19 protein-coding genes and 6 tRNA genes are annotated in these 26,322 nt (G+C 70.1%); 16 read left to right on the top strand and 9 right to left on the bottom strand.

Annotated elements, in window-relative coordinates; translation table 11 throughout:
- Position 1 precedes the first annotated feature (1 nt).
- Positions 2-1,693 carry an alpha/beta hydrolase gene (locus tag ACIA5C_RS16530; protein WP_396055249.1) on the bottom strand — a complete coding sequence of 564 codons (1,692 nt, stop codon included), beginning with the start codon at positions 1,691-1,693 and terminating at the stop codon, positions 2-4.
- A 171-nt stretch (positions 1,694-1,864) separates the two neighbouring features.
- Here ACIA5C_RS16530 and ACIA5C_RS16525 point away from each other — a divergent pair, with 171 nt between their 5' ends.
- From ACIA5C_RS16525 to ACIA5C_RS16510, 4 genes are read left to right on the top strand one after another with little or no spacing between them, the layout of a single operon-like run.
- Positions 1,865-3,646, top strand: coding sequence for a diguanylate cyclase domain-containing protein (locus ACIA5C_RS16525; RefSeq protein WP_396055247.1), 1,782 nt, complete (start codon positions 1,865-1,867; stop codon positions 3,644-3,646).
- A gap of 2 nt (positions 3,647-3,648) precedes the next feature.
- On the top strand, positions 3,649-5,412 hold the full coding sequence (locus ACIA5C_RS16520; RefSeq protein WP_396055245.1) for an acyl-CoA dehydrogenase: 1,764 nt from the start codon (positions 3,649-3,651) through the stop codon (positions 5,410-5,412).
- Positions 5,413-5,422: 10 nt separating this feature from the next.
- Complete coding sequence (gene ligD / locus ACIA5C_RS16515; protein ID WP_396055243.1) at positions 5,423-6,382, top strand: non-homologous end-joining DNA ligase; 960 nt, start codon at positions 5,423-5,425, stop codon at positions 6,380-6,382.
- A 37-nt stretch (positions 6,383-6,419) separates the two neighbouring features.
- Positions 6,420-6,602, top strand: a complete 183-nt coding sequence (locus ACIA5C_RS16510) for a hypothetical protein (protein WP_396055241.1) — start codon at positions 6,420-6,422, stop codon at positions 6,600-6,602.
- On the opposite strand, the gene ACIA5C_RS16505 is transcribed toward ACIA5C_RS16510, so the two are convergent.
- Together ACIA5C_RS16505 and ACIA5C_RS16500 are read right to left on the bottom strand one after the other, a co-directional pair.
- Positions 6,566-6,985, bottom strand: coding sequence for a hypothetical protein (locus tag ACIA5C_RS16505; RefSeq protein ID WP_396055239.1), 420 nt, complete (start codon positions 6,983-6,985; stop codon positions 6,566-6,568). The genes ACIA5C_RS16510 and ACIA5C_RS16505 overlap by 37 nt on opposite strands.
- A 344-nt stretch (positions 6,986-7,329) precedes the next feature.
- On the bottom strand, positions 7,330-7,656 hold the full coding sequence (locus ACIA5C_RS16500) for a hypothetical protein (protein WP_396055237.1): 327 nt from the start codon (positions 7,654-7,656) through the stop codon (positions 7,330-7,332).
- Positions 7,657-8,052: 396 nt separating this feature from the next.
- On the opposite strand from ACIA5C_RS16500, the gene ACIA5C_RS16495 reads away from it, so the two are divergent.
- The 6 genes from ACIA5C_RS16495 to ACIA5C_RS16470 all read left to right on the top strand — a co-directional run bounded on the left by ACIA5C_RS16495 (position 8,053) and on the right by ACIA5C_RS16470 (position 8,640).
- A tRNA-Trp gene (locus ACIA5C_RS16495) sits at positions 8,053-8,126 on the top strand.
- A 115-nt stretch (positions 8,127-8,241) separates the two neighbouring features.
- Positions 8,242-8,314: transfer RNA gene (locus ACIA5C_RS16490), tRNA-Ala, on the top strand.
- 18 nt (positions 8,315-8,332) lie between these two features.
- Positions 8,333-8,404 (top strand) — tRNA-Met (locus tag ACIA5C_RS16485).
- 4 nt (positions 8,405-8,408) lie between these two features.
- Positions 8,409-8,482, top strand: a tRNA-Arg gene (locus ACIA5C_RS16480).
- A 5-nt stretch (positions 8,483-8,487) separates the two neighbouring features.
- Positions 8,488-8,560, top strand: a tRNA-Lys gene (locus tag ACIA5C_RS16475).
- Between the two features lie 2 nt (positions 8,561-8,562).
- A tRNA-Met gene (locus ACIA5C_RS16470) sits at positions 8,563-8,640 on the top strand.
- Between the two features lie 65 nt (positions 8,641-8,705).
- Here the strand turns inward: ACIA5C_RS16470 and ACIA5C_RS16465 are convergent.
- The gene (locus ACIA5C_RS16465; RefSeq protein WP_396055235.1) at positions 8,706-9,518 is read right to left on the bottom strand and encodes a CDP-alcohol phosphatidyltransferase family protein; all 813 of its coding nucleotides are present in this window, start codon (positions 9,516-9,518) and stop codon (positions 8,706-8,708) included.
- Positions 9,519-10,193: 675 nt separating this feature from the next.
- On the opposite strand from ACIA5C_RS16465, the gene ACIA5C_RS16460 reads away from it, so the two are divergent.
- From ACIA5C_RS16460 to ACIA5C_RS16450, 3 genes are all read left to right on the top strand, one after another.
- Positions 10,194-10,637: a hypothetical protein gene (locus ACIA5C_RS16460; RefSeq protein WP_396055233.1), complete on the top strand. Its 444-nt coding sequence runs from the start codon at positions 10,194-10,196 to the stop codon at positions 10,635-10,637.
- 78 nt (positions 10,638-10,715) lie between these two features.
- Positions 10,716-12,386, top strand: coding sequence for an AMP-binding protein (locus tag ACIA5C_RS16455; protein ID WP_396055231.1), 1,671 nt, complete (start codon positions 10,716-10,718; stop codon positions 12,384-12,386).
- A 9-nt stretch (positions 12,387-12,395) separates the two neighbouring features.
- Positions 12,396-14,060 carry an ArnT family glycosyltransferase gene (locus tag ACIA5C_RS16450; protein WP_396055229.1) on the top strand — a complete coding sequence of 555 codons (1,665 nt, stop codon included), beginning with the start codon at positions 12,396-12,398 and terminating at the stop codon, positions 14,058-14,060.
- 133 nt (positions 14,061-14,193) lie between these two features.
- Here the strand turns inward: ACIA5C_RS16450 and ileS are convergent, their stop codons facing one another.
- Both ileS and ACIA5C_RS16440 read right to left on the bottom strand, forming a co-directional pair.
- Positions 14,194-17,304, bottom strand: a complete 3,111-nt coding sequence (ileS, locus tag ACIA5C_RS16445; protein ID WP_396055227.1) for an isoleucine--tRNA ligase — start codon at positions 17,302-17,304, stop codon at positions 14,194-14,196.
- Positions 17,305-17,362: 58 nt separating this feature from the next.
- Positions 17,363-18,982: an AMP-binding protein gene (locus ACIA5C_RS16440; protein ID WP_396055225.1), complete on the bottom strand. Its 1,620-nt coding sequence runs from the start codon at positions 18,980-18,982 to the stop codon at positions 17,363-17,365.
- A 64-nt stretch (positions 18,983-19,046) separates the two neighbouring features.
- On the opposite strand from ACIA5C_RS16440, the gene ACIA5C_RS16435 reads away from it, so the two are divergent.
- Complete coding sequence (locus ACIA5C_RS16435; RefSeq protein ID WP_396055223.1) at positions 19,047-19,862, top strand: LuxR C-terminal-related transcriptional regulator; 816 nt, start codon at positions 19,047-19,049, stop codon at positions 19,860-19,862.
- Between the two features lie 2 nt (positions 19,863-19,864).
- Positions 19,865-20,851, top strand: coding sequence for a zinc-binding dehydrogenase (locus ACIA5C_RS16430; protein WP_396055635.1), 987 nt, complete (start codon positions 19,865-19,867; stop codon positions 20,849-20,851).
- Positions 20,852-20,866: 15 nt separating this feature from the next.
- Here ACIA5C_RS16430 and ACIA5C_RS16425 read toward each other — a convergent pair whose 3' ends face one another.
- Entirely contained in the window at positions 20,867-21,217 is a 351-nt protein-coding gene (locus ACIA5C_RS16425; protein ID WP_396055221.1) for a hypothetical protein, read from the bottom strand.
- 33 nt (positions 21,218-21,250) lie between these two features.
- Between ACIA5C_RS16425 and ACIA5C_RS16420 the strand changes: the two genes are divergently transcribed.
- The gene (locus ACIA5C_RS16420) at positions 21,251-22,264 is read left to right on the top strand and encodes a helix-turn-helix transcriptional regulator (protein WP_396055219.1); all 1,014 of its coding nucleotides are present in this window, start codon (positions 21,251-21,253) and stop codon (positions 22,262-22,264) included.
- 95 nt (positions 22,265-22,359) lie between these two features.
- On the opposite strand, the gene ACIA5C_RS16415 is transcribed toward ACIA5C_RS16420, so the two are convergent.
- Positions 22,360-23,208 (bottom strand): HAD family acid phosphatase, encoded by an 849-nt coding sequence (locus ACIA5C_RS16415; protein WP_396055217.1) that lies wholly within the window; start codon positions 23,206-23,208, stop codon positions 22,360-22,362.
- Positions 23,209-23,228: 20 nt separating this feature from the next.
- A complete protein-coding gene (locus tag ACIA5C_RS16410; protein ID WP_396055215.1) occupies positions 23,229-26,270 on the bottom strand; it encodes an EAL domain-containing protein in 3,042 nt (1,013 codons plus the stop codon).
- Between the last annotated feature and the right edge of the window lie 52 nt (positions 26,271-26,322).

Raw genomic sequence — 26,322 nt, 5'->3', positions numbered from 1 at the left:
TCTAGCGATCCAACAGCGCGCGCAGCCGGAGCGTGTCGGCGACGGTCCATCCGGGCGGTGGGGCGAGCGCGGCCCAGCCGTCGACGGTCGCCGATTTGTAGACGTGGCCGTGCCCGATCGGTGCCTTGTTGGCGAAGACCAGATCGACAGTGGTCTGCCAGAACGTGATCACCGGGTACCAGTGCATGTCGCGGGTGACGTCCGGGCCGCGCTCGTTCTGCAGCCACGGTGGACGATGCCAGAGCAGGCTCGGGTTCCAGTAGACCACCGGGTCGGACGAGTTCTGCATGTAGACGACCTTCGGCCGGGCGATGGCGAGGTCACGTAGTTCGGCCGGTCTGGAGGCGAACGCGACCGGCAGGTCGGGGTAGTCCGGGTCCCAGACGGCCGACCCGGGTGCGCGGCTCTCGGTCAGCCGCTGGTGGACCGGGTTGGCGAAGGTCGGGCCTTCGAGCAGGATGCCGTCGGCGCCGTCGACCATCTTCTGGGCGCTGCCGAACGTCTTCTCCGTCCCGTACGTACCCAGGCTCTCGCCGAAGATCAGCAGCTTGGGCCGTGCGCCGGGCGGCATCGCCGCCCAGCGGTCGTGTACCGCCGTGATCAGCGCCGCCGCGGCGTCGGTGACCTTGGACCGGTCGACCAGGAACGAGATCCAGCTCGGCAGGTACGAATATTGCATCGAGACCAGCGCGGTATCGCCCGAGTACATGTATTCGAGCGAGCTGGTCACGTCGTTGTCGACCCAGCCGGTGCCGGTCGGGGTGAAGATCGCGACGACCGCGCGGTCGAAGGCGCCGGTGCGCACCATCTCCTGCACGACCAGGTCGGCCCGGGCCTGTGAGGTGCCGGCCGAGGCCAGCCCGGCGTAGAGGCGGATCGGTTCGACGGACGGCCGTCCGGAGAACGCGGTGAGCTGCCGCTCGGTGGGCGCGCCGGCCACGAAGTTGCGACCCTGCCGGCCGAGCGAGTCCCAGCCGATCAGCGACTGCGGGCTGCCTGAGCGCAGCGGCGAAGCCGGCCGCACGATGCCCCGCCCGGTGCCGCTGTCGGTGACCGCGGCCGACCGGTCGGCCGTCGTGTAGAAGTAGCTGATCGTCAGCCGGTCGAACGCGGTGTAGCTGAGCAGGGCGACCACCACGAAGCCGGCACAGTAGGCGGCGTTGGTCGGCACGACGTGCCCGAACGCGTGGGCCAGTCCGTGGGTGAACAGCCGCAGTGCACGGGCGATCAGCAGGATCACGCCGAAGGTGAGCAGGCTGAACCCGACCGTGCGCACCAGGTCGTACTCGTGCTGGGGGGCGATGCCGAGCCGCACCCGCAGCTGGCGCTGCCACCGGGTGCTGAGCCACAGGAAGATCAGGACCAGGATCGGGACCAGGCCGGACAGCACCCGCCACGCGACCTTGACGGTCCGCTCGCCGGGGCGCCAGTAGATGCGGGTCAGCGCACCGGCCGCGGTGCCGGCCCCGTAGCCGGTGGCCGCGGTGATGCCGGCCACCACGCCCTGCAGGTAGTAGGGCCGGGGCAGCAGGGACGGCGTGTAGGACAGGCAGTAGAAGACGGCGGCGAGAGCGAAGCCGGTGACCGTCAGGCCGCGCAGGATCAGCGGCGGGCAGGTTTTTTCTTCGACGGAGCGCCGCGGTCTCGGGATTCTCGCAAGACGCGGCGCGGGAATGTCTAAGAGATCAGTCACCGCCGGTATTCGCATGTTCGCTCCTGGGTAGCGCGTCCTTCCATCTTCGACCGCCGATGTCCTCCCGTCGTCATACCGGGGGTTGATCTGCGAGTGATACCGAGGAGCCAGGCCCGATTCGGTTCAGTCCGGCACCTAGCTGCCGATCACAGCCGAAGAGGAGGGCAGGTCATGCGCTTGCGCAACTGGATCGCGGTGGTCGTCAGCGTCATCCTGCTGGCCGCCGCGGGAACCATCGGTTTCCTGGTCAACCGCTCGGCGCTGCGTGCGGCCGACGCGGTTCACCGGGCCGACAGCACCGCCCTGGGGGCCAACAACGCGACGCTGACCGGGCAGATGCAGCTGCTCTCGGCCCGGGACCTCGAGTCCTTCGCCGAGAGCCAGAGCTTCAGCCTCAGCGCCGGAAACCGCGGCGACCGAGCGACATTGCAGGCATTTGCCGCCAAGAGCGGCACCTTTTCATACGGCGTGCTGCTCACCGACCTCACCGGCCAGGTCCTCAACGCCAGCCGTGACACCGGGCTGCCGTCGCCGACCGACCCCGGCTGGGTTCCGCTCCACAACTCGCTCGCTGCCGGCCGGCCCGGGTTCTCGTCGATCATGACGGTGAACAGCATCCGCCTCGAGGCCGTCGCCGTGCCGATCATGATCAGCGGGGCGCCGGTCGCGATCGTCGTCGGCCTCAACAACGTCGCCGAGACCGACCTGCAGAAGTACACCCAGACCCTGAAGTCGGACACCTTTCTCACCACGATCGTCGACTCGACCGGCGCGGTGGCCGCGTCCGGCAACCCGCAACTGCTCGGCACCCGGGTCGACCCGGCGATCCGGGCCGAGATCGCCAAGCAGCCGGACCAGGCTTTCCTGCGCTACACCGCGCTCGACAACACCCGGATGATCGCGATCGTCATCGGGAACCTGCCCGGCGGCTGGGCGTACGTCCGGACGCAGACCCAGACGTCGTACGACGGCGCGGTGCACAGCAAGAGCCAGACCCTCAACCTGACCCTGCTCGCCATGCTGCTCATCGGCGTGGCCGGCATCGCGGTGCTCGGCTACCGCGGCTCGCTCCAGCGGCGCCGGGCCCACCAGCGGTTCGAGGCCCTCTTCCAGCACGCGCCCGACCTGGTCTCGGTGCTCGACGCGCACGGACGGATCGCCTACTCCAGCCCGAGCGCGATCTCCACGCTCGGCTTCGGCGGCAGCGGGCTGGTCGGCCAGAGCGTCTTCGACCTGGTACACCCCGACGACCGGCCGATCATGGTCGAGCGCTTCGGCGCGCTGCTGGCCGAACGCGACGCGGTGCTGCGGCTGCAGTGCCGGGTGCGCTCGGCCGACGAGCGGTACCGCTGGTTCGAGTTCACCGCGTCCAACCAGATGCAGAACCCGTCCCTCAACGGCGTGGTGATCAACGCGCGGGACATCTCGGAGACCCGCGCCTTCCAGGAGCGGCTCGCCCACGAGGCCCAGCACGACGCGCTGACCGGCCTGCCCAACCGGCGCCGCATGCAGGACGTGCTCGACTCCACGCTGCGGCAGGACGCCGTGGCGGTGCTCTTCGTCGACCTCGACGGATTCAAGCCGGTCAACGACGCGCACGGCCACGAGGCCGGCGACGAACTCTTGCGCCAGGTGGCGCAGAGGCTGAGTGCCTGCGTACGCGAGCAGGACGTGCTCGCCCGGGTCGGCGGCGACGAGTTCGTGGTCCTCATGCCCGGCGTACCGGGCGCCGGCGACGCCGAGGCGATGGCGGCCCGCCTCCGGCACGTGGTGGATCAGCCGTTCCTGATCGACGGCAGCAAGGTGGTGATCGGGGCCAGCGTGGGCCTGCACGTCGGCGCCCCGGCCGAGGACCCGGACGAGGTGCTGCGCGCCGCCGACCACGCGATGTACACGATGAAGAAGTCCCGCGGCATCGGAATGCGGGTGGGACGGCATCGCGCCGGCGGGTGAAAATGGAGGGGCATGCCCCTCTACGAAACGGCGGTGCCGGTGTGGCCTCCAAGGTTATGTCGCGGCGCGACCTCGACTTTCTGCTCTACGAGTGGCTCGAGGTCGAGGCGCTGACCAAGCGGGAGCGGTTCGCCGAGCACTCCCGCGACACGTTCGACGCGTTCCTCGACCTGGCGGCCCGCATCGCCGAACAGGACTACGCGCCGCACAACCGCAGGAGCGACCTCGAGGAGCCGACCTTCGACGGCACCCGGGTCCACGTGATCCCCGAGGTCGGAGCGGCGCTGAAGACCTTCGCCGAGTCCGGTCTGCTGTCGGCCGGCTTCGACGAGGAGGACGGCGGTGTCCAGCTCCCCCACGTCGTGCTGCGGGCCTGCGTGATGTGGGTGCAGGCGGCCAACATCGCGACCTCGGCCTATTCGATGCTGACCATGGGCAACGCGAGCCTGCTGCTCGCCCACGGCACGTCCGGGCAGGTCGAGCGGTTCGTCAAGCCCATGCTCGACGGCCGCTTTACCGGCACGATGTGCCTCTCCGAGCCGCAGGCCGGCTCCGCGCTGAGCGACGTGCTGACCAGGGCGGTCCCGGCCGGCGACGGCACCTACCGGGTGACCGGCAGCAAGATGTGGATCTCGGGCGGCGACCACGAGCTCACCGAGACCATCGTCCACCTGGTGCTGGCCCGCACCGAGGGCGCGGCGGCCGGCGTCAAGGGCCTGTCGCTGTTCGTCGTACCCAAGCACATGGTCGGCGAGGACGGCACGGTCGGCGAGCGCAACGGGGTGTCGCTGGCCGGGCTCAACCACAAGATGGGCTACCGCGGCACGACCAACGCGGTGCTCGCCTTCGACGACGCGGTCGGCTACCTGGTCGGCGAAGAGGGCCACGGCCTGGCCTACATGTTCCACATGATGAACGAGGCCCGGATCGGGGTCGGTGCCGGCGCGGTCGCCCTCGGCTACACCGGCTACCTGCACGCCCTCGACTACGCGCGCGAGCGCCTGCAGGGCCGGCCGCTGGCCGACAAGGACCCGACGGCCCCTCCGGTGCCGATCGTCCAGCACCCGGATGTACGCCGCATGCTGCTCGCCTCCAAGTCGTACGTCGAAGGAGGTCTGGCCCTGGTCCTCTACGCCGCGAAGCTGCTGGACGAGCCCTCGGACGAAAACACGCTGCTGCTCGACGTGCTGACGCCGGTCGTCAAGGCGTGGCCGTCGCAGTGGTGCCGCCTGGCCGACGACCACGCCATCCAGGTGCACGGCGGGTACGGCTACACCCGGGAATATCCGGTCGAGCAGTTCTACCGCGACAACCGCCTCAACTCGATCCACGAGGGCACCGACGGCATCCAGGGGCTCGACCTGCTCGGCCGCAAGGCGATCATGAAAGGTGGGGCGGGACTCGGTCTTCTGCTGGACCGCATCCGTGCCACCGCCCGGTCCGCGGGTGATCTCGGCCCGCCGGTGCTCGCCTTCTGCGACCGGCTGGCGTCGACCACACAGCGCTTGTGGGCGGACGGCGACCCGCGGATCGCGCTGGCCAACTCGACCGCCTATCTCGAAGCGGCCGGACACCTGGTGATCGCGTGGATGTGGCTCTCGCAGGCGGCCGCCGCATCGGACAAGACGGGCGACTTCTACGAGGGCAAGCGGCTGGCCGCGCGCTACTTCATCACCCACGAACTGCCACGCATCGGCCCGCTGCTCGACCTTCTCGACCAGCGCGACACCCTGCTTGCCGATCTCGATCCGGCCTGGTTGGGCTAGGTTCGGTGACATGGCCGGTTCTTCGCCCGCGACGACCGTCGAGGTCGGCGACTACGAGGTGCGCGTCTCCAACCCGGACCGCATCTACTTCCCCGACCTCGGCCTGACCAAGCTCGACCTGGTCAACTACTACCTCTCGGTGGGCGACGGCATCGTGCGGGCGCTGCGCGAGCGCCCGTGCATGCTGCACCGCTTCCCCGACGGCCTGGCCGGCGAAAAGGTGCACCAGAAGCGGGTGCCGCACGGCGCTCCGCCCTGGCTGGAGACGGTCCGGGTGAAGTTCCCGCGCTACAACCGGCACGCCGACGAGCTGTGCGTGACCAAGCCGGCCGACGTGGCCTGGGCGGTCCAGATGTCGACGGTCGAGTTCCACCCGTGGAACTCGCGCCGCGCCGACACCGAGAAGCCCGACGAGTGGCGCATCGACCTCGACCCGATGCCCGACTGCCCGTTCGACCGGGTCCGTCTCGTCGCCGGGGTCGCCCACGAGGTGCTCGGCGAGCTGGGCATCACCGGCTACCCGAAGACGTCGGGCGGCCGCGGCCTGCACATCTACGTACGCGTCGAGCCGCGCTGGGGCTTCTCGGACGTACGCCGGGCCGCGCTCGCCTTCGCCCGCGAGGTCGAACGCCGCGCCCCTTCCGACGTGACGACGACGTGGTGGCGCAAGGACCGAGACCCGTCGAAGCTCTTCGTCGACTACAACCAGAACGCCCGCGACCACACCATCGCCAGCGCGTACTCGATCCGCGGCGTTCCCGCCGCGACCGTCTCCACCCCGGTCACCTGGGCCGAGATCCCCGACGTCGACCCGCGCGACTTCACGGTCAAGACGGTCCCGGCCCGCTTCGCCGAACTGGGCGACCTCCACGCCGCCATCGACGACCGGCCGTTCTCGCTGGAGCGGCTGCTGGAGTGGGCCGAACGCGACGAGCAGGCCGGCCTGGAAGGCCCGGCCGACGCCGACTGACGCGTTTGAGCCGGGCCGGCACGGGAAGCCTTGGGCCATGTCCGATCAAAGCTCCGGCAAGACGCAGGCACCGCTCGAGCCGATCGGCGACCCCGACGACACCGGGGATTTCGCCGACGAACACGACCACACGGTCGTCGACCCGGACGAGCCGGACAGCGGCGGGACCGAGAGCCCGGACCGCTACTCCGGCGGCCTCGACCGCGAAGGCCCGCCATAGCCGACGACCTCCAGCTCACCGGCGAGCCAGTCGAGCAGGAAGTCGCCGTCCCGGCGTCCGAGGGCGAAACACACGCCGACCAGCCCGGCCCCCAAACCGAACAGTCCAAGTCCGGCCGCGGCGACGACCGCAGGCCCACCGGCTTCGCGCGCGTGGCCGGTCGCCAGCCCGGCGATCGTGGCCAGCAGGCCGATCAGGAAGAAGACGCCGACGCCGCCGAGCCAGATCGCGCTGAAGATCAGCACCGGCAACGGTGCGCGCAGGGTTCCGGTCAGGCGGCAGCCCGTGCCCTCCGGGCGAAGCTCGCCACGGGCCACCGGACGCCAGGAGTTGCGAACCATCGCATAGCGGCCCGCGAGCCGGACACGGCCGTCGTCCCGCACCCAGCCGACCACGCGGCGGTCGCCGAGTCCACCCAGGGCCGTCGCCCAGAGGCCGCCAGATCCACCCGGGCCTGACTGCCGACCCCCGCCAGATCCACCCGGGTCCACCGACCAGCGGCTGCCAGATCCACCCGGGCCTGCGTGCCGACGGCCGTCGGATTCAACCGGCGAGCGGCCGCCGGATCCGTCCAGGCCTGTCCGACGAGGGCCGTCAGATCCCGGCCAGAGGCTTGTCACGCCGGCCTGGAGGCGCGCCCGGGCGTCCTCGATCGGGAGCGGCGAGCGCATGTCGATCGCCTCGCCCCGCCAGCCGTCCCGCCAGCGCCTGACGCGGCCGGGCACGATCAGGACCTGCCGGTGAGTTGGGCGATCTCCTTGATGAAGCGGTCGCGGTCGCCGACCACGAAGCGCACCTCGAGGCCGAGCTTGGTGGTGACCGCCAGACCGTTGGGGATGATGCCCATCGTGCGGGTGCGGCGCACCTCGACGATCTCGTCGACCGGGATTTCGAGCGGCTCGGGCTGCCGATGGAGCAAGTGGGCCCGGAACTCCAGCCCGGCCCGGCTCAGCGTGAGCCGGCCGCCGACCGCCTCGGCGCCGCGCCACAGATTGGCACCGGCGGTCACCAGGACGCCGTCATCCTCCGACAATTCGAACCCACCCAAGATCATCAGCTGTAGCGGACGGACGCTTCTCGCTCACGCCCGGCCGGGCGACCCCGCGTGGGGTGTCCACAATCTAGTGTCACCGCGCCGGGCCGCGATCGGCGGCCCGCCTATTCTCCGATGACAGAAATGGCGGCGATAAAAGGATTGCCTGCGCGGCCGGGCGTGCACTAATGTTTGTCTCGTTCACCGCTGGAGCGCCGGAAAGGGGAAGTCAATGATGTGGCAGGCCGCCGATCAGGTCGTCCTCGCTGCGCGAGCCGCCAAGCGCGTGCCCGTCGCCGTGCGACGAGCGCAAATGTGGCGCACCATGGGAGTGAGCTGGCACAACAGCTGAAGTCACACCGGCTTCCGCTGCCGCCCTCCCCCTGTGGGACGGGCGGCTTTTCGTTTTCACGACCTATGGGCGTAGCTCAATCCGGTAGAGCAGCGGCCTCCAAAACCGTGTGTTGCAGGTTCAATTCCTGCCGCCCGTGCGCGCCATTTTCTGGTCAACAATTGAATAGCGATCGGCATCGGACGCGGGCCGGCTACGGCTGGCTGGACGGGAATATTTGCGCTACCCGGCCAACGCGCCGACGCCGTCGCCCCGGGCTCGTAGCTCATTCGGAAGAGCGCCCGCCCTGCAAGCGGGAGGCAGCCGGTTCGAAGCCGGCCGGGTCCACGGAGCAGGCCCAGACATGTCGTCGTAGCTCAGCGGTAGAGCGCCGCCCTCATAAGGCGGAGGCCGGTGGTTCGAGACCGCCCGACGGCATCACACCCCTGTAGCGCAGCTGGACAGCGCGCCGGACTACGAATTCGGAGGGCGGGAGTTCGAGTCTCCCCGGGGGTACGCACGCGCCACTAGCTCAATGGGTAGAGCATCCGCCTCTTAAGCGGCTGGTTCGGGGTTCGAGTCCCCGGTGGCGCACGCGCAGGGTAGAGCAGCTCGGAGTGCTCGCGGGCCTCATAAGCCCGAGGTCGCGGGTTCAAATCCCGCCCCTGCAACCAGTCGCGGGCCCTTCCCTTGCACGGGGAAGGGCCCGCAAAGGCGGGGACGGCTCCCCCGCGTACGCCTAAAGGGTGACCGAGACGGCCTTGCCCTCTTTCATCGCGGTTTCCAGCTGGGCCGGGAAGGCCTGGGTGTGGCGGTAGAGCTTGTAGATCAGCCAGGCCTCGAAGATCAGCAGGAGGGCGCCGGCGACGACCGTGACTCCGATGATCCAGCCGGTGAGCGGGGCGATGATGAAGACGGTCATCTCGAATTCGATGCCGCTGAACAAATGCGTGCGGATGCGGCGGTTGCGGAGCGCGTCACCGATCCGGCGCTTCCGCGAACCTGGGTTTCCCGGGGGCTGGTCGAGCGGTTCCTCGACCGGGCCGCGGGCCTCGGCCAGGCGCTCGCGCATCTCGGTGCGGACCTTGGTCATCTGCGAGCCGTTGAGGTAGCGGAAGAGGTCCAGGAAGATCACGACGGCGAGGAGCCAGAGGTAGACGGTGCGGTCGGTGCGCAGGTATTGCCCGCCGAACAGGGTGAGCGCGCAGGCGAAGACCCGCAGCCGGTCGAAGACGAAGTCGAACCAGGCGCCGAACAGCGAGCCGGTGCCGTTCAACCGGGCGATCTTGCCGTCCATGCAGTCGACCACGAAGCTCACGTGGAACAGCAGCGCTCCGGCGACCAGCCACCACCGGGTCTGCTGCGCGAAGCAGGCGGCCGCGGCCAGACCGATGATGGTCGCCACGGTGGTCAGCACGTTGGGGGTGATGCGGCGGTGCGGCGCCACGATCCGGACGAGCCGGGAAGCGAGGGGATCGACCAGCAGGACGGTCCACCAGGCGTCCCGCGGCTTGTAGGTGCGCTCGCGGATCTCCTGCAAGGTCACGTTCACCGGCGGCACTTTAGACAGCGTTGCTTTGAATCCGCTATGGCGACCGATCTTGATCACCTCGATAAGTCCGCTGGTCACCGCCGTTTCCCGCTTGACTACCAAGAATTCAGCCCGGTTGTGATATTCGTCTCACTTAACTCGCCCCTGACTTTCTCGCATCGGAAGGGCGGTTCGCCCAGGCGCTTTGATCGCCACCGCGCGGCCGACAACCGCGCTTCTCACGGAGATGTGGCAGCAGGCGGAGACCGTCCGCCGGACATGGCTCGACGTGGGTCTCTCCATCGAGCCGGCCGATCGCTCCACCACCGAAGAAATCCTGGCCGAGCTAGCCCTGGCTGTCGCTGCCGCCGGCCGAGGCGCTCCGCGTGCGGATCCCGTTCCTCGAGATCCTGCGGCACGGCGTCCGGGAAAGTCTCTGGCGAAGCCTCGGGCCGGAGATCTACAGCGGCCGGTCGAACTCCGTGTCGCACCCGTGCCGGGCGGCCTCGACGGCGAAGTGGAACTCGACCGGGGCGGCGGCAAACCGGCTGTCGTCTACCGCGACGGATGGTCGACGTGATCTGACGCTTTCGTTCGGTCGGGTTCAATGCGGTTGCGAACCGCGGCTCACCATCCGCATGCGGGTTGCCCTGCCGATTCGGTGTGTAGGAAGCACCGAACCTCAGGAGAGGCACGATGACCGATCTGCTGCAGGAAACCCGTACCGACCTGTTGACGACGCTGACCGTGCGCCTCCAGGTGGTCAGCACCAACTCGGGGCGGCCACTGCACGGGTGCACGGTGCGTCTGTGGCGCTGCGACGAGCGGCCCTGCGGCGACGAGCGGCCGGTCGGCGAGGTCGTCGAGGTGCGGATCAGCGACAAGAGCGGGTGGACCGAGTTCGACGGGCTGCTGCCGGCGGCCGGGCCGGGGCGGTGGCCGCATCTGCACTTCGACATTCACGGGCGGGCGGGGCGACTCGCGCTTCCCGGCGACTGCTCCCCGGCGTACGCCGCAAGCAGCTTGACCGGCAGCGACCTGGCCGCCGCCTTCGGCGTGGGTGAGCCCCTCCTGATCGCGTCGGTGACCGGGGACGGGCGCCGCGGCCTGGTCGCGACCCGCACCCTGAACGTCGGATAGATCTTCACCCCCGGAAGGGGGTAGCGCCGGGCCCCGGGCAGCGCAAGGCTGTCCGGAAAGCCCGGCGAGGAGACCCACATGACTCAGGGAACGGCCGCGTTCCGCGAGGCCCGCGACTTCCTGCTCGCCCACCGCGAAAACTACGCGGAGGCGATCGCCCGGTTCGGCTGGCCGCAGCTGGACGAGTTCAACTGGGCGCTCGACTGGTTCGACGTGATCGCCGAGGGCAACGACCGGCCGGCCCTCTGGATCGTCGAGGAAGACGGGTCGGAGCAGCGGTTCTCGTTCGCCGAGATGGCGCACCGGTCCAACCAGGTCGCCTCGTGGCTTCGCGCGCAGGGCGTCCAGCGCGGCGATCGCATCGTCCTGATGCTCGGCAATCAGGTCGAACTGTGGGACATCATCCTCGCGGTGATGAAGCTGGGCGCCGTGCTCATTCCGGCCACTCCCCTGCTCGGCCCGGCCGATGCGGCCGACCGGGTGGCCCGCGGAGGCGCCGGACACGTGATCGCGACGTCGGCGGCGGCCGGCAAATTCGCTGAGGACGGCATCACCCGGATCGCGGTCGGTACGCCCGTCGACGGCTGGCTCAGCTTCCACGACGCCTACCTCGGCGACGGCACGTTCGAGCCGGACGGCGTGACCAAGGCGAGCGACACGCTGCTGCTCTACTTCACGTCCGGCACCACCGCGCGTCCCAAGCTGGTCGAGCACACCCACGCGTCCTATCCGGCCGGGCACATCTCGACCATGTACTGGATCGGTCTCGAACCGGGCGACGTGCACCTCAACATCTCCTCGCCCGGCTGGGCCAAGCACGCCTGGAGCAACGTCTTCGCGCCCTGGAACGCCGAGGCGTGCGTGTTCATCTACAACTACGCCCGGTTCGACGCCGGCCGCCTGCTGGGCGAGATGCAGCGCTGCGGGGTCACCAGCTTCTGCGCGCCGCCGACCGTGTGGCGCATGCTGATCCAGTCCGACCTGTCGGCGCTGCGCACCCCGCCGCGGCTGGTCGTCGGGGCCGGGGAACCCCTCAACCCCGAGGTCATCGAGGTGGTCCACAAGGCGTGGGGCGTGATGATCCGCGACGGCTTCGGCCAGACCGAGACGACCGTGCAGATCGCCAACACCCCCGGCCAGCCGGTCAAGCCGGGCTCGATGGGCCGGCCGGTGCCCGGCTACTCGATCGAGCTGATCGACCCGCTGACCGGTTCGCCGGCCGACGAGGGCGAGATCTGCGTGGCACTCGACCCTCGGCCACTGGGGCTGATGGTCGGTTACCACGGAGACGCCGCCCTGACCGCTGAGCGGATGGCCGGCGGCTACTACCACACCGGGGACGTCGCTTCCCGGGACGCCGACGGCTACATCACGTACGTCGGGCGCACCGACGACGTGTTCAAGGCGTCCGACTACCGGATCTCGCCGTTCGAGCTGGAAAGCGTGCTGATCGAGCACGAGGCGGTGGTCGAGGCCGCGGTGGTGCCGTCGCCCGACCCGGTTCGCCTGGCCGTGCCGAAGGCCTACATCGTGCTCGCCGCCGGCTTTTCGCCGGACGGCGCGACCGCGGAGGCGATCTTCGCTTTCGCGAAGGAACACATGCCCCCGTACGCGCGGATCCGCCGCCTCGAATTCGCCGATCTCCCGAAAACGGTGTCGGGCAAGATCCGCCGGGTGGAGTTGCGCGCGGCCGAACGGGAGAAGCACGCCGACTCCACCGCCACACCGCCCGGAGAATTCACCGGCTAGATTTGCGCGGTGCCGCGACGCCTGAGTTATCTCCTGGCCGTTGCTGCGCTGCTCGGCTGGATGGCGTTCGCCATGGTCACCGAGGCGGTGCAGCAGTCGCCGACGATCGACGAGCCGGTCTACGTCGGCGCCGCGGTCGTCTACGAGCAGCAGCACAGCCTTCGCTACAACCCGGAACACCCGCCGCTCGGCAAGCTGGCGATGGCGTCCGGTCTGGTCTTCTCCTCACCCGCCCTCGACCCGGCGTACAACCAGAACCAGACCCTGCTCGGGCGTCACCTGCTGTACGAGAGCGGCAACAACCCCTACCGGCTGATGCTCGACGCGCGCATCCCGATGATCGTGTTGACCCTCCTGTTCGGGTTGGTGGTGCTGGGATTCGCGCGCGACCTGGCCGGCCCGTGGGCGGGGCTGATGGCGTTGGTCCTCTACGCCTTCGACCCGGACGTGCTGGCGCACGGGTCGCTGGCGACGCTCGACGTGCCGACGGCTGGGCTGATGCTGACCAGCTTCTGGATGCTGTGGCGGGCCCGAACGCGGCCCGGCGTCTATCTGCCGCTGGCCGGGGTGGCGCTGGGGGCGGCACTGGCGACCCGGGCGAGCGCACTCCCGGTCGTACCCCTGGTCCTGATCTTGTCGTTTCTCGCGGTGCGCCGCCGCTGGTGGATCCGGGCGCTCGCGGCAATCGGGGTCGGCGCGCTCGCGGTGGCCGTGGTGTGGGCGGTCTATCTGGCGGTCGACCCGTCGCTGCGGTGGTCCACACCGGCCGGGGTGACCAACCCGGGCGGCCTGCGCGGGCTGGCCGTCGACCTGCTGCCGTTCCCGGCGCCCTACCGCGACGGGGTACTGATCCAGTTCCAGTTCGAGTCGTCCAGCTTCAACGGGTTCCTGCTCGGGCACGCCTACCACGGGCGGCTCTGGTACTACCTGCCGGTCGCACTGCTGATCAAGACGCCGCTGGGGTTGCTGGCCCTGTGGGCGGCCGGGGCGGTGACGATGCTGGTGCGCCGGTCGTTGCGGGTGGCCGCCTTGTACACGCTGCTGCCGTCGCTGGTGCTGTTCCTGGTGGCGATGACGGGGGCGCGCGATTTCGGCACCCGGTACGTCATCTTCATGCCGATGTTCATGACCGTGGCCGCGTCGACGCTGTTGACCATCCGGCGGCCGGCGCCGGTGGGCGATCCGGCCGGCGACGCGCCGAGGGAACAGGCGGGGGCGGCCCCGGATGCGGTTGGGGGGCGGGGCGCCCGCGTACGGAAAATGGTGCTGTGGCCGACGCTGGCGTTGGTGGTGTTCGCGGCCGTGAGTTCCGCCCGGGTTTTTCCGTATTTTCTGCCCTATTCCAACGAGGCGTTCGGCGGCCCGGCGAAGACCCATCTCCGGCTGCACGACGCCAACGTGGACTGGGGACAGGATCTGGCACGGCTGGCGACGCGGCTGCGGGACCGTTATCCGGGGCAGCCGGTGTGGCTCGTCTACAAGGGCAGCGGAGTTCCGGAATATTACGGCATTCACGGGCGCGATCCGCTGAGCGCGTCCAACCAGGAGGTGCACGGGCTGCTGGTCGTCTCCGACTCGCGGGTGGCCCTCGCCGGCGGGCAGCTCAAGATGCTGATCGACTCCAGCACGCCGATCGACGAGGTCGGCTACTCGATCACCGTCTACCGCCGCTGACCGGTGGGACCGGCCCGGGTCGCCGGCGGACTCCATCCGGGTCTGGCTCGAGTCGCCGGTCGCCGCGGCGCAGCAGCCCCGGTGACGTCGGCGGTGCTCGAGCCGGGCCGCGCGGCCCGGCTCGAGCACCGGGTCAGGCGGTGCGGATCCAGAAGGTGAGGCCCAGGTCGGGCTCCTCGTGGGGCTTGGCGTCCCAGGTCGGCTCGCCCGGGCCGAACGTCGTGGCCAGCACCTCGTCGGCGATCAGGTCGCGGTGCTCGGACAGGGCTCCGGCGGTGTCCTCGCGGTCCGCCGCGTAGCGCAGCTCGATGCGGTCGGAGACCTCGAGCCCGCTGGCCTTGCGGGCCTCCTGGATCAGGCGGATCGCGTCGCGGGCCAGGCCGGCCCGCTTCAGCTCCGGGGTGAGGCGCAGGTCCAGCGCGACCGACGCGCCGGACTCGGAGGCGACCGCCCAGCCCTCGCGCGGGGTCTCGGTGATGAAGACCTCGTCGGCGCTCAACGAGATCGTCTCGTCCCCCACCACCAGCGAAGCGTCGCCGGATGCCAGCGCACTCTTGAGCGAAGCGGCATCAGCGGCCGCGATCGCGGCCGCGACCTCCTGCACCCGCTTGCCGAAACGCTTGCCGAGCGCGCGGAAGTTGGCCTTGGCCGAGGCGTCCACCAGGGACTGTGCCATCGGCTGGACCGTGCCCACGTTGAGCTCGGACGCGATCTCGGCGATCAGCTCGGGGCCGAGCTGGTCGAAGCCCTGGGCCGACGCGAGCGCGCTGGACAGCGGCTGCCGGGTCTTGACACCGGACTCGGCGCGGGCGGTGCGGCCCAGCTCGACGAGCCGCCGGGCGAGCGCCATCTGGCGGCCCAGACCGTCGTCGATGAGAGTGAGATCGACCTCGGGATAGGAGGCCAGGTGTACCGACGAGGCGGCGGCCGGGTCGACGGCGACGACCATGTCCTGCCAGACCCGCTCGGTCACGAACGGGGTGAGCGGGGCCAGCAGCAGCGTGACCGTGCGGAGCGTCTCGTGCAGGGTGGCCAGGGCGGCCGGGTCGCCGCGCCAGAAGCGGCGGCGGCTGCGCCGGACGTACCAGTTGGAGAGGTCGTCGACGAAGGCCGCGAGCAGCTTGCCCGCCTCGTGGGTGTCGAAGGCCTCCATCGCCGCGTCGACCGCGCGCACGAGAGTGTGCAGTTCGGAGAGCAGCCAGCGGTCGAGAACCGGGCGGTCGGCCGGGGCGGGGTCGGTCGCCGACGGCGACCAGTCGGCCGTACGCCCGTAGAGCGCCTGAAAAGCAGCCGTGTTCCAGTAGGTCAGCAGCGTCTTTCGCACGACCTCCTGAAGCGTGTTGTGCCCGACCCGCCGGGACGACCAGGGCGAACCGACCGCGGCCATGAACCAGCGGACCGCGTCGGCGCCGTGCCGTTCGAGCAGCGGCATCGGTTCGAGGATGTTGCCGAGGTGCTTGGACATCTTGCGGCCGTCCTCGGCCACGATGTGCCCCAGGCAGACCACGTTTTCGTAGGCCGAGCGGTCGAAGACGAGGGTGCCGACCGCCATCAGCGTGTAGAACCAGCCGCGGGTCTGGTCGATCGCCTCGGAGATGAACTGGGCCGGGTAGCTGCTCTCGAACAGCTCCCGGTTCTTGTACGGGTAGCCGAACTGGGCGAACGGCATCGAGCCCGAGTCGTACCAGGCGTCGATCACGTCGGGCACCCGGGTGGCCGTGTCGCCGCACTCCGGGCACGCGAAGGTGATCTCGTCGATGAAGGGCCGGTGCGGATCGAGGTGCTTCAGGTCGCGGCCGGTCAGCGAGGAGAGTGAGGCCAGCGAGTCGATGCAGGTCAGGTGCGACGAGGGGCAGCGCCAGATCGGCAGCGGCGTGCCCCAGTAGCGCGACCGCGACAGCGCCCAGTCGACGTTGTTGTCGAGCCAGTCGCCGTAGCGCCCGTACTTGATGTTCGACGGCTGCCAGTTGGTGCGCTCGTTCTCCCGCAGGAGCTTCTCGCGGATCGCGGTCGTGCGCACGTACCACGACGGCTGCGCGTAGTAGATCAGCGGCGTGTGGCAGCGCCAGCAGTGCGGGTAGCTGTGCTCGTACGCCATCTCGCGGAAGAGCAGACCCCGCCGGCGCAGGTCGTCGACGAGTGCGGCGTCGGCGGTCTTGAAGAACACCCCGCCGACCAGCGGGACCTCGGGCTCGAACGTGCCGTCGGGCCGCACCGGGTTGACCATCGGCAGCCCGTACGCCCGGCAGGTCGCAAGGTCGTCGGCGCCGAACGCCGGTGACTGGTGGACCAGGCCGGTGCCGCTCTCGGTGGTCACGTAGTCGGCAAGCACGACGTAGTGCGCGTCGGGCACCTCGACCAGGTCGAACGGGCGCTGATAGGTCCAGCGCTCCATCTCGCGCCCGGTGAACGACTCCCCGGTCGGCGTGAAGCCGTCGGGGATCAGCTGTTCGGCGACGAGCAGCTTCTCGTGACCGTCGGTCACCACGACATAGGTGACCGACGGGTTGACGGCCACCGCCGTGTTGGACACCAGCGTCCACGGCGTGGTCGTCCAGACGAGCAGCGAAGCGTCGCCGGCCAGCGGGCCCGAGGTCAGCGGGAAGCGCACGTAGACCGACGGGTCGATGTCGTTCTCGTAGCCCTGAGCCAGCTCATGGTCGGAGAGGGCGGTCTGGTCGCGCGGGCACCAGGGCGCCACGCGGAAGTCTTCCACCAGCAGGCCCTGGTCGAAGATCTGCTTGAGCGACCACCACACCGACTCGATGTAGTCGGGGTCCATGGTGCGGTAGGCGTCGTCCATGTCGACCCAGTAGCCCATGCGCTCGGTCAGCGCGGCGAACGCGTCGGTGTGCCGGGTGACCGATTCGCGGCACTTGGCGTTGAACTCGGCGATCCCGTACGCCTCGATGTCCTGCTTGCCGGTGAAGCCCAGCTCCTTTTCGACCGCGAGCTCGACCGGCAGGCCGTGGCAGTCCCACCCGGCTTTGCGGGCGACGTGGAAGCCCTTCATCGTCTTGTAGCGCGGGAAGACGTCCTTGAAGACGCGGCTCTCGATGTGGTGGGTGCCGGGCATGCCGTTGGCGGTCGGCGGCCCCTCGTAGAAAATCCACGCCGGCCGGCCCTCGGTCTGCTCGAGACTGCGGGCGAAGACGCTGTTGGCGTGCCAGAAGTGCAGCACCTCGTGGTCGAGGGCGGGCAGGTCGACCTGCGCCGGCACCGGCCGATAGCTCGGATTTTTCACCGGACCACCCTATCCGCGCTCCGCGATCACCGGGCACGAACCCCACCGATGGGGTTGCTCAGGCGTTGCGGATCGAGGCGGCGCCCTCCAGCCCGAGGATGCCGACCGCCGCCTGGCGCATCTCGACCTTGCGGACCTTGCCGGTGACGGTCATCGGGAAGCCGTCGACGATGTGGACGTACCGCGGGATCTTGTAGTGGGCGAGCCGGCCGGTGCAGAACTCGCGAACGTCGCCGGCCGAGAGCGGCTCGGCCCCGGCGCGAAGAACGATCCAGGCCATCAGCTCCTCGCCGTACTGTGCGTCCGGTACGCCGATCACCTGCACGTCGGCGATGTCCGGATGCGTGTAGAGGAACTCCTCGACCTCGCGCGGATAGACGTTCTCTCCGCCACGAATGACCAGGTCCTTGATCCGCCCGACGATGTTGAGGTAGCCGTCGGAGTCCATCGTCGCCAGGTCGCCGGTGTGCATCCAGCGGGCGGCGTCGATCGCCTCGGCCGTCGCCTCCGGCTGCTCCCAGTAGCCGAGCATCACCGAGTAGCCCCGGGTGCACAGTTCGCCCGCCTCCCCGCGCGGCACGACCAGACCGGTCGCCGGGTCGACCACCTTCGACTCCAGGTGCGGCATCACCCGGCCGACCGTCTCGGTGCGGCGGGCCAGTTTGTCGTCCGGCCGGGTCATGGTCGACACCGGGGAGGTCTCGGTCATGCCGTAGCAGATCGCGACCTCGGACATGTTCATCTCGGCGACGACCCGCTTCATCACCTCGACCGGGCAGGGCGAGCCGGCCATGATGCCGGTGCGGAGGCTGGACAGGTCGTAGTCGGCGAAGTCGGCGAGGCCGAGTTCGGCGATGAACATGGTCGGTACGCCGTACAGCGAGGTGATGCGCTCGGTGGCGACGGCCTGGAGGGTGGCCGCCGGGTCGAAGCCCGGCGCCGGCAGCACGATGCAGGCACCGTGCGTGGTGGCGCCGAGGTTGCCCATGACCATGCCGAAGCAGTGGTAGAGCGGCACCGGCAGGCACACCCGGTCCTGCTCGGTGTAGTTGACCAGTTCGCCGACGAAGTAGCCGTTGTTGAGAATGTTGTGGTGCGAGAGGGTCGCGCCCTTGGGAAACCCGGTGGTGCCCGACGTGTATTGAATGTTGATCGGGTCGTCGAAGGCGAGCGTGGCTTTTCTCTCGTCAATGCTCGAATTGTCCCCGTCGACGAACAACTCGGCAAAGCTCCCGGTCCCGATGAAGACGGCCTCGGAGAGACCGACCGAGGAGATCATTCCGCGGTAGTCGCTGGTCTTGAACGACACCGCGCTGACCAGCAGCCTCATTCCGGACTGCCGGACCACGTAGTCGAGCTCGTGCGTCCGGTACGCCGGATTCACGTTGACCAGAATCGCCCCGATCCGGGCCGTCGCGTACTGCGTGATCACCCACTCGGCGCAGTTCGGCGCCCAGATGCCGACCCGGTCACCCTTCTCGATGCCCCGGGCGAGCAGACCCCGGGCCAGCCGGTTCACGTCGGCGTCGAACTCCGCGTACGTCCACCGGCGCCCGGCCGCGACGTCGACCAGCGCCTCCCGATCGCCGAAGCGGGCCACGGTGCGTTCGAGGTTTTCCCCGATCGTCTCGCCGAGCAGGGGCAGATCGGAAACGCCGGAGGCGTACGAGGGCTGCATTTGCGCAGCATGGACCGGCCGATCGAGCCTGGCTACCCCCGTTCGGGGGTGCCATGCTGGCACCGTGCTCGAAACAGCTCTCGAACGGGTCCGCCGGGTCTCCGGGCTGCCGGTCGCGTTCGGCGGCCTGGCGTCGGCCGACGGCCGGTCGACGCGGCTGACCGACTTCGCCGGCACGACCACGCTCGCCCTGAACGGGCTGGTGGTGAGCGCGGGCAGCGGGCTCGGTGGACGGGTCCTGACGACCGCGCGGCCGGGCCGGGTCGAGGACTACGCGGCCGACCCACGGATCAGCCACGAATACGATGCGCCGGTCATCACCGAGGGGCTGCGCGCGATCGCGGCGGTGCCGGTGGCGATGGGCGGGTCGGTGCTGGCCGTGCTCTATGCGGGCACCCGCGAGCCACTCGCGGTCGGCACGCGGGCGCTCGACGCCATGAGCCAGGTCGCACTGCGGCTCGGCACCGAACTGACCGTGCGCCGGGAAGTCGCGCGCCGCCTCGCCGAACTGGAGACCGCCGCGGCCCGCTCCCCGCGGCATTCCACCGCCGGGGAGTGGGAGAACGTGCGGTTGGCCCATGCGGAACTGCGTACGCTCGCGGCCGAAACCCACGACCCCGGCCTGCGCATCCGCCTGCAGGAGATCTCCGGCCGACTGGCCGGGGCGGCTCCGCCACCGTCGGTAAATCCGCTCTCCCCGCGCGAACTCGACGTGCTCGCCATGGTCGCGGTCGGCTGCGGCAACGCCGAGGCGGCCCGGCGGCTCGGCCTGCTGCCCGAAACCGTCAAGAGTTACCTGCGCAACACGATGCGCAAGTTGGGCACGCACGGCCGCATGGAGACCGTTGTGGCGGCCCGGCGGCTAGGCTTCCTCCCGTGATCATGCAGCGTGTGGTGGCCGGTCCGTCGGGTGTTTCGGTCGTCTCGGCGGAAGCCCCGTCGCCCGGCCCGGGCGAGGTTCTGGTGCGCACCGTCCTGGCCGGCATCTGTGGCTCGGACACGCACGCGCTCGCCGGCCGGCACCCGTTCATCGACCTGCCCTACCTTCCGGGCCACGAGGTCGCCGGCGTGCTCGAGGCGACCGGCGAGCGGGTCGTGCTGGAGCCGTTCCTCCCCTGCTGGGAGTGCAAGCAGTGCCTGGCCGGCCGGCAGAACGTCTGCGAGCGCCTCCGCTTCTTCGGCTGCGCCCACGACCAGGGCGCGATGGCCGGGTTCTTCACGGTCGACCGGCGCCGCCTCCACGTCGTGCCCGACGACCTGTCGTGGGAACAGGCCGCGATGATCGAGCCGCTGGGCACGCCGGTCCACGCGATCGGCCTGGCCGGCGGGGTCACCGGCCGCACGGTGGCGATCCTCGGCGCGGGCACGATCGGCCTGCTCACGCTCCTGGTCGCGCGGGCCTACGGCGCTTCGCGGGTGGTGATGACCGCGCGGTCGGCCCGGAGCCGCGACCGCGCGCTGCGGTTCGGCGCCTCGTCGGTGGTCGACGCCTCCCTGGAGGACGCGGCCGACCAGGTGCGCCACGCGCTGGGCGAAAGCGCCGACGTCGTCTTCGACTGCGTGGCCGAGCAGTCCACGATGGACCAGGCCCTGGCGATGGTCATGAAGGCCGGGACGGTCGTCGTGGTCGGCGTTCCCCCGGCCCCGGTCACGATCCCGCTCCCGGCGATCCAGGACGCGCAACTACGCATCCAGGGCAGCGCCACCTACCTCCCCGACGACTTCACCGAGGCCATCCGCCTGCTCTCCACGGGCCAGGTCGTCATCGACGACATCATCACGTCGGTGCGGCCTCTCGGCGAGGCCGCCACCGGCTTCGCTGAGGCCGCCTCCGGCGACCACATCAAGGTGCTGCTGAAGGCTGCTTAGAGGTACGCGGTCAGGTCACGTCAGGTTGTACTGGTAGTCGAGGCGGACGCGACCGTCGGCGTCGAGGAGCAGGAAGATCTCGCCGCGCCAGGTCGACTCGCCCGTATCGGTGGCGAGCATGTCGACGGTGAACAGAACGCTGTCGTGGTGGGCGTGGGCGGTGCCGGTGGGGACGAAGCGGTATTTGCCGTCGGCCACGAGCTCTCGGTAGGCGTCGGTGACCCGCCGATAGAGGTCGTCGTGCCGGTTCTCCGGGGTGTACTGGACCGCGCCCGGGGCCCAGATCCGCTCGACCTCGGCCCGGCGCTCGTCGTCGGACGGGAGGTTCCAGACGCGGACGTAGCGCTCGATGAGTTGTTCAGTCATGCCCGGACGGTAGATCGGCTTCCCTGACAACCGATGGCAGTGAAGGTGCGCGAGAATCAGACGGTGCGCGCCAGCCGCCTGATCTCGATCCTGCTGCTCCTCCAGGTGCGCGGCCGGATGAGCGCCGACGACCTGGCCGCCGCGCTGGAGGTGTCACCGCGCACGATCTACCGCGATGTGGAGGCGCTCGGCGCGGCGGGCATCCCGGTCTACGGCGAAGCCGGCCACGGCGGCGGCTACCGGTTGCTGGACGGCTTCCGCACCCGGCTGACCGGGCTCACACCGGGCGAGGCCGGCTCGCTGGGGCTGGCCGCGCTGCCCCGCGCGGCCGCCGACCTCGGGCTGGAACCGGAAGCCCGCGCGGCCTGGATTAAGATGGTGGCCGCGCTGCCGCCGCCCCTGCGCCAGGCCGCGGCCGAGTTCGACGACCGGTTCCTCGTCGACGTCCCGGCCTGGTACCACGAGGCCACCCGCACCCCGGCCCTCGCCGCCGCGGCCGACGCGATCCGGCACCGCAACGTGGTGCGGATCCGCTATCTGCGCTGGGCGGAGCCGCACGAGGTGACGCGCACGGTGCGGCCGTACGGGTTGGTGCTGAAGGCCGGTCACTGGTACCTGGTCGCCGAGCACCGGGCCGGGATGCGCACCTACCGGGTGGATCGCATCCGGCGCCTGGACACGTCCGGCGAGACCTTCGACCGGGCCGCCGATTTCCGGCTGGGCGCCTTCTGGGACTCCTACCTGATCGGGCTGGCCGGGCGCCGCCACACCGGGACGGCGACGCTGCGCATCAGCCGGTCGGCGTTCGAACTGCTGCCCTACACCGCCGATCCGGCCGTGGCCGAGGCCGCCCGGCAGACCGCGACACCCCGGCCCGACCCGGAACAGCTCGAGATCGTCATTCCGATCGAGTCGGTCGACCACGCGGCGGCGGACATCCTACGGCTGGGCACCGATGTCGAGGTGATGGCGCCGGCCGAGCTGCGCGAGAAAGTGGCGGCGGTGGTCCGGAGCCTGGCGGTTCGTTACCGGCTCGCCTTTCCCTGACGCCGGGCCGCAGCTGGTCTACGGCCCGGCGTTGCAGTGAGGTCCGGCCGTCGGGATGGTTCGGACGGACGGCCCGTACAAAAAGGGTTTTTGTCTTATGGCAGGAAGTAATTCGGGTTGGGCAGCTTGAAGGTCTTGTCGGCGAAGCCGCCCTTGAGGTCGCTGTATTGGTCGCCGAAGTTGCCGACGATGTCGTATCCCAAGGATTCGATGTGGGCGCGGGTGGCCGACTTGTAGTGAATCGTCGTGCATTTGCCGGCGGGGTCGGCGGCGCAGGCCTGCTTGAGGTAGTCGGGGTAGACGGCGACGTCGGGCTTGGTGAAGAGGCCGTCCTCGCCGTCACGCAGGGTGGTCGGCTTGGGATAGCCTGCGTCGACACCGATCTGGTCGGCGGTCAGGTTGCCGAGGGTGGCCGGCTCCTGCGAGGTGGGGCGGCCGGTGAGATAGAAGATCGCGTAGCCCTCGCGCTCGGCGGTGGTCACCATCGAGACCATGCCCGGTACGGCCGGGAAGCGCTGGTTGTTGACGTAGTCGGCGTTCGTCGCCGGGTTGTACGCCCAGTTGCTGAAGACCTCGTAGTTCCAGGTCGCGAGCGTGGTGTCGTCGACGTCGAGGATGATCGCCTTGGTCTTGTGGTGGTCCGCGCGGGCGCCCTGCAAGAACCGCGCGCCGGAGAAGGCGACGCTCCGGGCCTCGCGGGCATAGTTGCTGTCGGCGCCGAACTGGCCGGTGCCCAGCGCGTCGCCGTAATAGTTGCGCAGCTGCTGGCGCAGAACGTCGATGTTGGTGACGTCCTTCTCGGACCGCGGGGTGATGGTCTTGATCGCCGGCTGCGGGGTGGTCGCCGATGACGCTGCGTAACCAACGCCGGCGCCGCCGAGCGCGGCCACCGCGAGAGCGGCGACCGCGGTGATGCCGAGCCGCCGGGTAATGGTGAATGTCATTCCAGTGAACTTAGTGGAAACTAAGCGGCCAGCAAGCTGGTCATCTGGCCGATCGCGGCCGTGCCGTCGACCGGGCTCGAGAAGAGGAAGCCCTGGCCGAGGGGGCAGCCGAGCCGGGCCAGCAAATCGCGGTGTTCCGGGTCCTCGATGCCCTCGGCGATCACCGTGAGCCCCTGCGACTGGGCCAGACTGATGATGCCGCCGACGAGCGCCAGCTGCTGCTCGCTCTCGACCATGCCGTCGATGAACATCTTGTCGATCTTCACCACGTCGATCGGGCGCTGCCGCAGGTAGCCGAGCGACGAGTAGCCGGTGCCGAAGTCGTCGATCGCCACTCGTACGCCGTTCTCGCGCAGCGCCGCCAGGTCCTGCCAGATCGTCTCGTGGTCGCCGACCAGCAGCGTCTCGGTGATCTCCAGCATCAGCGCGTGCGGTGGCACCCCGGCGTGCTCCAGGGAGTGCAGCACCTGCTCGACGAAGCCGGACTCGCGGAACTGGCGGACCGACACGTTGACGCTGACGTACGGCTGGCGGACCCGTGGCAGCACCCGCCGCCACTGGGCGAGGGTGTGCAGGGCCTGGTCGAGCACCCAGCGGCCGATCGGCACGATCAGCCCGCTCTCCTCGGCGACCTCGATGAACTCGGCCGGGGCGATGATGCCCTGGGTCGGGTGGTGCCAGCGCACGAGGGCCTCGAACCCGACCGGCTCGTCGTTGGTGAGGTCGACGATCGGCTGGTACTGCAGCAGGAAGTGGCCCTCGTTGACCGCGTGGTCGAGCGCCGACCGCAGTTCCAGCCGCTGCACCATCGCTTCGTGAAGGTGCTTCTGGTAGCGGCGCCACTGGTTCTTGCCGGCGCCCTTGGCCACGTACAGCGCGAGGTCGGCCTGGCGCAGCAGCTCGTCGGCGGTGTCCGCCTCGGGGGTGGTCGTGATGCCGATGCTGGCCACGGCGTACAGGCTTTTCTGACCGCCGTCGACCGGCACCGGTTCGGCCAGCGCGGTCAAAATGCGCTGGGCGGTGTCCTCGACCCCGTCGGGGTCCCAGACGTTCTCGATCAGGCAGGCGAACTCGTCGCCGCCGAGGCGGGCCGCGGTGTCGTCGGCCCGCAGGGCGCCGCTGATCCGCTCGGCGACTGCGATCAGCAGTTGGTCGCCGACCGCGTGCCCCAGGGTGTCGTTGACGACTTTGAAGTCGTCGAGGTCGATGAAGAGGACGCCGACGACCGAGCCGTCCCGGGCGGCGCGGGCCAGCGCGTGCTGCAGCCGGTCGGCGAACAGGACCCGGTTGGCCAGGCCGGTCAGGGCGTCGTGGAAGGCCTGGTGGGTGAGCTCGCGCTCGAGGCGGCGGCGCTCGGTGACGTCGCGCAGGGTGACGACCAGGCCGGCCACCGTACGTTCGGCGCGCAGGTCCCGGCAGTCCATCTCGAGGAGGAGTTCGTTGATGGCGCGGAAGTCCTCGTGGGATATCTGGCGCCCTTCGCGGGCGGCGCGCATCGCTTCCAGCAGTCGCCGATGATCTTCCGGCATGATCACCTGGGTCAGGCCGAAATTGGTCGGGTCGGCGCCGAAGACAGCGCGGGCCGACGGGCTCGCATAGCGGATCCGGTTGGCCTCGTCCACGATCAGAATGACGTCGGACGTGTTCTGCACCAGCGTCCGGAAATAGACCTCGCTGTTGCGCCGGACCACCTCCTGATTGAGGCCGATCCGCTCGAGGGCCAGCGCGGCCTGCCCGGCCAGCACCTCGATCGAGCGTTGCAGCCCGGGCAGCGCCCAGGTCGGAGCGCCCACATGCAGCACACCGACCAGCGGGTCGCCGGTCGGACGGTCGCGGAGCACCAGCGGGCAGCGCAGGGCCATGTGGAAGTGGCTCAGGCGTACGCCGACCGCCCAGTCGATGTCGCGGGTCGGCACCAGCCGGGCGGCGGTGCCGGCCTGCCGGTCCGCCGCGGCCTGCGCGGCCGCCTCGGCCGAGGGCGGCTCGGCGATGGCCAGCCCGAGCACCACCCCGTGCGGCACGTCGCCCGGCAGCAGGTCGCCGACGGCGGTCCGCACCGCGACGATCACCTGCTCGGCGTCGGACGCCGAGACCAGCGCGGCCGACGCCTCGCGCAGGGCCCGCTCGCGGGCCAGGGCCAGGCGGTGGTTGCTCATGATGTCGGCCATCCGGGCGAGCACGAGCAGGAAGGTCAGGGCGCTGAGGCCGGCCACGACCGTACGCGACGGCTCGCTGTACATCTTCGCCAGCAGAATCGCCGGCGCGATCATCGAGGCGCACCCGAGCAGCACCAGGCGGGCCCGGCTCGTCTCGATCGGCGGGGCGGGCATCGGCCGGCTGAGCTCGTTCATCGACGGGTGCAGGGCGGCCAGGCCGGCCGCGGCGTCGAGCGCGAGGCGTCCCAGGCCGGCCAGTGCGATCGTGCCGCCGCTGAGCAGCATCAGTTCGTAGCCGACGTCGGCGATCAGCATGGCGACCAGGCCGGCGCCGAGCAGGCCGGCCGACACGGGCTTGCGGCCGGCCGCGGTCAGCAGCCGGGTGAGCACGCCCAGGCAGAGCAGGTCGCCGACCGGGAACGCGATCGCGGCCAGCATGCTGCCGTGCAGGGTCCCGCCGTCCTGAAGGCGCGGCCCGAGCACGAACGTCCAGGCTAGGAGGGTGACACCGGAGGTCACGGTGAGGGCGTCGAGCAGCGCGGCCCGGTCCCGGGCGCCGCCCGTACGCCGCCGGATGAAGATCAGAAGCACGGCCGCGAGCAGCCCGTAGGCGGCGATCATGAGGACCGTCCCGAACAGGCCCAGCTCGGGCATCGCGTCGGTCGTCCAGCGCGGCGCACTGAACGCGGCGGTGCCGAGCGCGGACAGCATGACCGCGACCATCAGCAGGTGCCAGCCGATCCGGTCGTCGGGCCGGTTGCGGCGCAGGCCGGCCGCGATCGCCACCGCGGCCGAGACCCCGGCGGCTGCCCGCACCGGAACGTGGGCGGCCGGCACCAGAAGGAACACCAGACCGAGCAGGCACATCCACCCGCCGAAGGCGAGCGACGCCCTACGAGTCGGCATGACGCTCCCATCGGCCCGCCAGCGGTGCAACTGAGCGAAACGGGCACAATCG

It is taken from the genome of Actinoplanes sp. NPDC051343 (genome assembly GCF_044455125.1).
In the GTDB taxonomy this organism is placed as follows: Bacteria; Actinomycetota; Actinomycetes; order Mycobacteriales; family Micromonosporaceae; genus Actinoplanes.
The sequence above is the reverse complement of the archived record's forward strand: the minus strand, read 5'-3'. Positions and strand labels throughout refer to the sequence as shown.